The sequence below is a fragment of the Agromyces sp. NPDC056965 genome, from assembly GCF_042673425.1.
Classification (GTDB): domain Bacteria; phylum Actinomycetota; class Actinomycetes; order Actinomycetales; family Microbacteriaceae; genus Agromyces.
Genome location: NZ_JBHURI010000048.1, coordinates 22,758 through 31,227, shown reverse-complemented (window position 1 = coordinate 31,227; position 8,470 = coordinate 22,758). Strand labels below are relative to the sequence as shown.

Here is an 8,470-nt window from a genome sequence, read left to right as displayed (position 1 = left end):
CCCCGGGGTCGAACGACCACGGGGCATCCGCTCGTTTCGCGTTCTGCCCGTCCTCTCGCGTCCTGACTGGGGGAGACCGCTCTCACGGCTTCCGGGGGAATATGCATGTGCATCGGAGGTTCTTCCCAGAGTCGGTGCGTACCGTAGCTGAGGTTGTCTCGAACCTGACTCAGAAAATACGTAACGCACCCCCATATGACTCCCCCCAAGCACGGCCGCCGCGCGGCCACCTCAAGCCCTGCCCGCCCCACCCCCGCTCCTCGCACCGGCCGCCTCGCCGGACTCCGGAACCGTTTCGCCCGCACGGGCGCTGCTCGCTCCGGCGCTGCGACGCTCCAGCCGGTCCTCTCCGTGATCGCGATGTCGTTCGCCGGCGCCATGATGGTCGCCACGAGCGTTCCCGCACTGGCCGTGACCGCGACCGACACCATCGCCCGCGCCTCGGTCTACGCGCCGGCCGAGGACACGATCGAGTACGCGCCCCAGACCGTCGAGGTCGGCAGCGAAGGCATCATGTCCGAGCTCGCCGCCGAGCAGTACGACGTCGAGGTCGCACCGCCGCCCATCACGTCGGAGGTCGCGAGCCTCGGCAGCGTGCAGCTCATCGACACCGACACGATCGTCTGGCCGGTGCAGACCCCCGAGAAGCGCAGCGGCGGCTACGGGCCGCGTTCGGCACCCTGCGCCGGATGCTCGACCTTCCACGACGGCGTCGACTTCACCCCCGGCAACGGCACGCCCGTGATGTCGATCGCCGATGGCGTCGTCGTGCTCGCCACCGAGAACGGCGGCGGACTCGGCGTCAACGTCGAGGTGCAGCACAACATCGGCGGCGAGCTCATCACGAGCTCGTACGCGCACATGCAGTTCGGCTCGATCGCCGTCTCGGTCGGGCAGCAGGTCACCGCCGGTCAGCAGCTCGGAGTCGTGGGCACGACCGGTCAGTCGACCGGCCCGCACCTGCACCTCGAGATGTTCGGCGGCGACGGCGCGCGCTTCGACGGCTTCGCCTGGCTGTCGGCGCGGATCGGCTGATCCGGCGAACTAGGCGCCGGTGAAGGCCGGGTCTCGCTTCTCGATGAAGGCGGCGACGCCCTCGCGCATGTCGTGAGTGCGGAACGCGTCGCCGAAGGCGGTGACCTCGAGGTCGCTCGCCGACTCGGTGCGGCGGCCCGCGGCGTCGACGAGCACGCGCTTGGCGAGGCCGACGGCCGGCGCGGCGTTCGCTCCGACCTCGTCGAGCGTCGCTCGAGCGCCCGCGAAGAGCGACTCGCGGTCGGGGAACGACCGCACGACCAGCCCGACCGCGACCGCTTCGGCCGCGTCGATGCGGCGGCCCGTGTAGATGAGCTCCTTGGCGCGGGCGAGCCCGACCGCGCGGGGAAGCCGAACGGTGCCGCCGAAGCCGGGGATGAGGCCCAGGTGCACCTCGGGCTGACCGAAGCTCGAGGCATCCGTCGCATAGATGAAGTCGCAGGCGAGCGCGAGCTCGAGGCCGCCGCCGAGCGCGAAGCCGTCGACGCACGCGATGACGGGGGCGGAGAGTCCTTCGATCGCCGCGGCCACCCGGTGGCCGAGTCGTGACGACTCCTCGCCCTGCTCCGGTGTGAGCCCCGCCATCGCGCGGATGTCGGCGCCCGCCACGAAGGCGCGCCCGCCGGCCCCGGTGAGCAGCACGCCGCGAACGGCGCTGCCCTCCGCGGCGAGGGACTCGAATGCGCCGAGCAGTGACGCGAGCACGTCGGGGGAGAGGGCGTTCAACGCCTGCGGGCGGTCGATCGTCACGATCGCGAGACTGCCGTCGCGCTCGACGCGCACGTCGGGCCGGTTCTCCTGAGTGCTGGGCTCGGCCATCATCGGTCCTCTCCGCACGGTCCGTTCCGTGTCCCGGCCCACGCTACGCCATCGCCTCGCGATGGCCGGGCGGTAGAATTCCGAACGGGGCGATCGGATGCCGCGTGGTGCCGGCCCGCCCCATCTCCCAGATCGCTGCACACGAGGAGCCGGCCATGCGACAGTCCATCACCCTCCGTCGGGCGGGCAGCGCCGCGGCGATCGCCGTACTGGCGGTGACCATGCTCTCGGGCTGCTTCCCGAATCCCGGCGACCTCGTCAACCAGGGCGTCGAAGACGCCATCGAAGGCGCCACCGGCGGCGACGTCAGCCTGAACGGCGAACTGCCCGCCGACTTCCCCGAATCTGTCGTGCTCATCGACGGCGACATCAGCTTCGCCGCGGGCGCCGGGGCCAGCGAGGGCTGGGTCGTGATGGTCACGTCGAGCGCGGCAGATCCCGTCGCCGACGCTGCCGCGAAGCTCGAAGCCGCAGGCTTCACCGAGGACACCACGTTGAACGGTGACACCGCGAGCGCCGTCGTGTACTCCAACGGCGAGTACATCGTGCTGCTCGCCGGCGACGGCGACGTCGTCTCGTACACGGTCACCCAGCAGCCGAAATGACGAGTCGAACGAGTCTCGGCACGATCGTCGTCGCCTTCCTGGTCGGGCTCGTCTACGGCGCGCTCGGCACCGTCGGGCATCGAGCGTCGCTCAGCATCGGCGAGGTCTCGATCCCGTGGGGCCTCGCGGCCGCGCTCATCGGCGTCGCAGCGCTCCTCGTCGGAATCCGTCTCGTCGCCGGCGGCCGGTGGGCCGCGGCGGCGGCCGGGGCAGGTGTCATCGTCGCGGTCGCCGTGCTCACGCTGCCGGGGCCGGGTGGTTCGGTGCTCATCGTCGGCGATCTGACGGGCACCGTCTGGTCGGTCGCGCCCGCCCTCATCGCGGTGCTCGTCGTCGCGTGGCCGAAGCTGCCGTCGACCCGTCCGCGCGACGCATAGACTGGGACCCCGAGCCTTTCGAAGGGACAGCGAACACCGTGACCTATGTCATCGCCCTTCCGTGCGTCGACGTCAAAGACCGCGCCTGCATCGACGAATGTCCTGTCGACTGCATCTACGAGGGTGAGCGCTCGCTCTACATCCACCCCGACGAATGCGTCGACTGCGGTGCGTGCGAGCCGGTCTGCCCCGTCGAGGCCATCTACTACGAAGACGACCTGCCCGAGATGTGGGCCGACTACTACAAGGCGAACGTCGAGTTCTTCGACGACATCGGCTCGCCCGGCGGTGCCGCCAAGATCGGCGTGATCCCGAAGGACCACCCCGTGATCGCGGTGCTCCCTCCCCAGGCCCACTGAGCATGGCTCGCGGCGAACTGCCCGACTACCCGTGGGACCTCATGGCGCCGTTCCGTGAGCGCGCCGCGGCTCACCCCGGGGGCGTCGTCGACCTGTCGATCGGCTCGCCGGTGGATCCCACGCCGGCGCTCGTGCGCGAAGCGCTCGCGAACGCGAGCGATGCCCACGCCTATCCGCTGACGACCGGCACCGACGAGTTGCGCGGCGCCATCATCGACTGGTTCGCCCGCCGGCGCGGTGTCACCGGGCTCACCGAGGCGAACGTGCTGCCGACGGTGGGCTCCAAGGAGCTGGTCGCGCTCCTGCCGTTCCTTCTGGGGCTTGGCGAGGGCGACGTCGTCGTGCACCCCCGAGCGGCGTACCCGAGCTACGAGATGGGCGCCGTGCTCGTCGGCGCCACGTCGATGGCCTCCGACGACCCGGCCGAGTGGCCCGCCGAGACGAAGCTCGTGTGGCTGAACAGCCCCGGCAACCCCGACGGGCGAGTGCTCACGATCGACGAGCTGCGCGCGGCGCGCGAGCGGGCGCTCGAACTCGACGCGATCATCGTCGGCGACGAGTGCTACGCGGAGCTCGGGTGGGAGGGCGAGTGGGCGGATGCCCCGATCCCGAGCCTGCTCGACCCGCGCGTCGTCGGCGACAGCCGTCGCAACACGCTCGTGGCCTACTCGCTGTCGAAGCAGTCGAACATGGCCGGTTACCGCACGGCCTTCATCGCGGGCTGCCGGAGCGTCATCGGGCGCATCACGACCGTGCGCAAGCACGCGGGGCTCATGCTCCCGCAGCCGCTGCAGGCCGCGATGATCGCGGCGCTCCGCGACGACGTGCACGTCGGCGAACAGAAGGCGCGCTACCGCGCGCGGCGCGAACTGCTGAAGCCCGCACTCGAGGCCGCAGGGTTCCGCATCGACCGCAGCGAGGCCGGGCTCTACCTCTGGGCGAGCGAGGGGCGCGACGGGTGGGAGTCGATCGGCAGGCTCGCCGACCTCGGCATCGTCGCCGGCCCCGGCCACTTCTACGGGGTGCACCACCCCGAGCATGTGCGACTCTCGCTGACGGCGACCGACGAGCGCATCGCGGCTGCGGCCGAGCGGCTCCGGGCCGCCGCTACCGCCTGACATCCGGGCGATGGCGGCTGGAACGACCCCGTCGGCTGTGACTCTCGCCAACGGATAGGATGATCTGTTGGCGGGTGCGACAGTGTGCTCGGAGCCCGTCTAGGCTGTATTCGGACCGCGGCCGCCCTGAGGGCCACGACCGGAAAGCAGGTGACCGCGCAAGTGACGATCACAGGAGGCGCCGTGAGCGACGTCGTGAACAATGCGGCTGGGGAGACCCCCCAGACCGCGACCCTGAAGTTCGGCAGCACCACCGCCGAACTGCCCGTCCACCGTGCGGTGCAGGGCAACTCGAGCATCGACGTTTCGACGCTGACCCGGCAGACCGGGCTCACCGCGCTCGACTACGGGTTCGTGAACACCGCGTCGACGCGGTCGGCGATCACCTACATCGACGGCGAGCAGGGCATCCTGCGGTACCGCGGGTACCCGATCGAAGAGCTCGCAGCGAACTCGACGTACCTCGAGGTGGCGTGGCTGCTCATCTACGGCGAGCTGCCGACGGCCGATCAGCTGGGCGAGTTCGACGAGAAGATCCGGCATCACACGCTGCTGCACGAAGACCTGAAGCGCTTCTTCTCGTCGCTGCCGCACACGGCGCACCCGATGTCGGTGCTCTCGAGCGCGGTGTCGGCGCTCTCGACCTACTACGAGGACTCGACAGACTCGAACGACCCCGAGCAGGTCGAGCTCACCATGATCCGCCTGCTCGCGAAGCTTCCGGTGATCGCCGCCTACGCGCACAAGAAGTCGATCGGCCAGGCGTTCCTGTACCCCGACAACTCGCTGTCGTTCGTCGACAACTTCCTGAAGCTGAACTTCGGCAACATGGCCGAACCGTTCCAGGTCGACCCGGTGCTCTCGACGGCGCTCGACCGGCTCCTCATCCTGCACGAGGACCACGAGCAGAACGCCTCGACCTCGACCGTCCGCCTCGTCGGCTCGACCGGCGCGAACCTCTACGCCTCGATCTCCGCGGGCATCCAGGCGCTCTCGGGCCCGCTCCACGGCGGCGCCAACGAAGCGGTGCTGCAGATGCTCGCCCGCATCCGCGACTCCGGCGAAGGCGTCGAGAAGTTCGTCGAGCGCGTGAAGAACAAGGAAGACGGCGTGAAGCTCATGGGCTTCGGGCACCGCGTCTACAAGAACTACGACCCCCGCGCGACGATCGTCAAGCAGTCGGCCGATGAGGTGCTCGCCGGCCTCGGCGTCGCCGACCCGCTGCTCGACATCGCGAAGGAACTCGAGCAGTTCGCCCTGCAGGACGACTACTTCAAGGAGCGTCGTCTCTACCCGAACGTCGACTTCTACACGGGTGTCATCTACAAGGCGATGGGCTTCCCGACGCGCATGTTCACCGTGCTCTTCGCGATCGGCCGCCTGCCCGGCTGGATGGCGCACTGGCGCGAGATGAACGTCGACCCGCAGACGAAGATCGGGCGCCCGCAGCAGCTCTACATCGGCGAGGCCGAGCGGCACTACCCCTCGGTCTGATCCGCACCACGACGACGCCGGTTCCGCCTTCGGGCGGGGCCGGCGTCGTCGTGGTGCGGGTCAGCCGGCGGGGTTCAGCGTCAGGGTGTTACGGGCGTCGGCCTCGATCGCCTCGCTGCTGACCGCCCAGTCGCGCAGCTCGCCGTGCTGCCAGAGCGGGGCCTGGTCGGCGTAGTTCGCATGGAATGCGTGACCGGAGGCGCCCGTCAGGTTGATCCAGCGCGAGGCGTCGCGGTCGGCCAGGTCGACGACCATGCGCATCGACGGCACCCAGTCGACGCCGTAGCCGATGCTCGCGTCCCACCCGATCGCGTTCACGACGGCCGAGCCGCCGCCGAGTTCGTACGGGCCGCGGTTGAACAGCCACTCGATGGGCGCGATGCCGGATTCGCCGAAGCTCTGGTTCGTGAGGGTCAGCGTGTGCAGGCGGCCCCAGCGCCAGGAGTCCGTGTTCGACCCCATGCGGTTGGTCGACTCGGCCCACGCGGCACCGAGGGCGTGCGCGATCATCCCGTCGCGGCCGGCGACGTCGAGTTCGTCGTTCGTCCACCACGTGGACTCGGGCTCGTCGAGCAGCGTGCCGACGACGCTGAACCAGCGGTCGCCGCCCTGCGGCTGCGTCGACTCGGGCAGCCCGCCGAACATGTCGCCGAGCAGGGTGCGCCAGAACACGGCGAAGTAGGCCGCCTGCGCGCTGTCGGCGTCGGCGCTGCCGTCCCAGCCGCGGAGGAGGTCGGCTCCGCGACCGGCGTCGCCGATGAGATCGAGCGACGCGATGACCGGGAGGAGTGCATCGGCGTTGGCGTCACCGGTGTCGAGCTGGATCTCGGCGAGCGAGTCGACCGTGAATTTCTCGCCGGCGTCGATGCGTTCGCGGATCAGGCGGTCGATGCCGGCAGCGCGGTAGCCGTAGTCCCAGTCCTTCGTCAGCATCGGACCGTCGGGGCCGGCGGCCGCGTTGTTGGCCGTGACGAGGTACCCGGCGGGCGGGTTCAGCACCGAGGGCAACTGGTCGAACGGGATCGTGCCCGACCAGCCGTTCTCGCTCGTCCAGCCGGGCAGCGGCAGCGTGCCGTCGCCGGCCTTGCGCACGGGGATGCGGCCGGGCGCCTGATAGCCGATGTTTCCCGAGGTATCTGCGTAGATGAGGTTCTGCGCCGGCACGTCGAAGAGCGCAGCGGCGGCACGGAAGCCGTCCCAGTCCTGTGCCCGGTCGAGTGCGAAGATCGCGCCGGCGGTGGTGCCGGGCGTCAGCGCGGTCCACTGCAGTGACACGGCGTAGTCGCCTTCGGGCTGGCCGGATGCCGCGGGGTACTGTGCTCCGACATCGCCGAAGTCGTCGCGGATGTCGGTCACGATCGGACCGCGTGCCGTCGAGCGGACCGTGATCGTGACGGGGTCGCCGCCCGCGACCTCGATCACCTCATCGCGGATCGTGAGCGGCATCTGCACGCCGTCGAGTTCGTAGGTGTCGCCGCTGACGCGTTCGAGGTACAGGTCGGCGACATCGGGTCCGAGGTTCGTGAAGCCCCAGGCGACGGACTGGTTCTGCCCGATGACGATGCCGGGCAGGCCCGAGAACGAGTACCCGGCGACGTCGAATCCGCATGCCTCGGTGACCTCGACGCAGTGCAGCCCCATCTGGGTCCAGATCGAGGGCATCGCCGGCCCGAGGTGCGGATCGTTCGCGAGGAGCGGCAGGCCCGACTCGGTCAGCGCGCCGCCCACGACCCAGGAGTTCGAGCCGATGTCGCCGCCCTCGGGGCCGAGCAGTTCGGGTACGCCGTCGATCGCGGCGCTCAGCGTGGCGAGGGCGGCGACGTAGTTGGATCCGGGCGCGGATGCCGCGGCGGCATCGGTCTCGATCGTGTCGGCTGCGCCGGGGATCGGCGTCGTGGAGAGGGCGGCGGTCGCCGCCACGGGCTGGCCGCCGACGATGGTGGGCATGGTGTCCCAGGAGAAGTCGGGGTGGAGGCGCGCGACCTCCTCGGCCGGGAGCACGGTCGAGAGCATCGCTCGGTCGATCTCGTCTCCGAGGTTCGAGCGCAGGTCCCAGGCCATGGCCTTCAGCCACGCGATCGAGTCGACGCCCGACCACGGCTCGGGGGAGTAGCCGGGGTTCTGCAGCCCGAGCACCGCGTACTCGAGCGAGAGGTCGGCGCCGCTGCGCTCGTCGAGGTAGGCGTTGACGCCGTCGGCGTAGGCATCGTAGTAGGCCTTCGGCACCTCGCCGAGCGCGTCGTACTCCTGCTGGGCGATGCCCCGCCAGTCGAGGGTGCGGATGAACGTGTCGGTGCCGACCTGAGATTCGCCGAACATCTCGGCGAGTCGGCCGGCCGTGACGTGTCGACGGAAGTCCATCTCCCAGAAGCGGTCCTGCGCGTGCACGTACCCCTGCGCGAAGAACAGGTCGTGGTCGGTCTCCGCGTAGAGCTGCGGGATGCCGGCATCATCGCGGATGACGGTCACCTCGGCGCCGAGCCCCGGAACGTCGATCGCACCGTTCGTCGTCGGGAAGGATCGCTGCACCGTCCACCAGCCGAGTCCGGCCGCGACGACCGCGAGCACGAGCACGGTGACGAGCAGGCCGATGACGAACCGCATCGCCCGATGCCGACTGGTTCGCGGTGCGTCGGTACCCACGTCACTCCTTCGTGATGCGC

At 70.1% G+C, this 8,470-nt stretch carries 8 protein-coding genes; 6 read left to right on the top strand and 2 right to left on the bottom strand.

Annotation, left to right across the window (positions count from 1 at the left end):
- Positions 1-360 precede the first annotated feature (360 nt).
- Positions 361-1,035, top strand: a complete 675-nt coding sequence (locus ACFTQE_RS13215; RefSeq protein ID WP_376925507.1) for a M23 family metallopeptidase — start codon at positions 361-363, stop codon at positions 1,033-1,035.
- Positions 1,036-1,044: 9 nt separating this feature from the next.
- On the opposite strand, the gene ACFTQE_RS13210 is transcribed toward ACFTQE_RS13215, so the two are convergent.
- A complete protein-coding gene (locus ACFTQE_RS13210; RefSeq protein WP_376925506.1) occupies positions 1,045-1,854 on the bottom strand; it encodes an enoyl-CoA hydratase/isomerase family protein in 810 nt (269 codons plus the stop codon).
- Positions 1,855-2,009: 155 nt separating this feature from the next.
- Here ACFTQE_RS13210 and ACFTQE_RS13205 point away from each other — a divergent pair, with 155 nt between their 5' ends.
- From ACFTQE_RS13205 to ACFTQE_RS13185, 5 genes are all read left to right on the top strand, one after another.
- Entirely contained in the window at positions 2,010-2,459 is a 450-nt protein-coding gene (locus ACFTQE_RS13205; RefSeq protein WP_376925505.1) for a hypothetical protein, read from the top strand.
- Positions 2,456-2,836: a hypothetical protein gene (locus ACFTQE_RS13200; RefSeq protein WP_376925504.1), complete on the top strand. Its 381-nt coding sequence runs from the start codon at positions 2,456-2,458 to the stop codon at positions 2,834-2,836. Before ACFTQE_RS13205 ends, ACFTQE_RS13200 begins: the two co-directional genes overlap by 4 nt.
- A gap of 38 nt (positions 2,837-2,874) precedes the next feature.
- Positions 2,875-3,195 (top strand): ferredoxin, encoded by a 321-nt coding sequence (fdxA, locus tag ACFTQE_RS13195; protein ID WP_056658762.1) that lies wholly within the window; start codon positions 2,875-2,877, stop codon positions 3,193-3,195.
- 2 nt (positions 3,196-3,197) lie between these two features.
- The gene (dapC, locus tag ACFTQE_RS13190; protein ID WP_376925503.1) at positions 3,198-4,313 is read left to right on the top strand and encodes a succinyldiaminopimelate transaminase; all 1,116 of its coding nucleotides are present in this window, start codon (positions 3,198-3,200) and stop codon (positions 4,311-4,313) included.
- Positions 4,314-4,496: 183 nt separating this feature from the next.
- The gene (locus ACFTQE_RS13185) at positions 4,497-5,807 is read left to right on the top strand and encodes a citrate synthase (RefSeq protein ID WP_375837374.1); all 1,311 of its coding nucleotides are present in this window, start codon (positions 4,497-4,499) and stop codon (positions 5,805-5,807) included.
- Positions 5,808-5,867: 60 nt separating this feature from the next.
- Here the strand turns inward: ACFTQE_RS13185 and ACFTQE_RS13180 are convergent, their stop codons facing one another.
- Entirely contained in the window at positions 5,868-8,450 is a 2,583-nt protein-coding gene (locus ACFTQE_RS13180; protein WP_376925502.1) for a penicillin acylase family protein, read from the bottom strand.
- Positions 8,451-8,470: the final 20 nt, after the last annotated feature.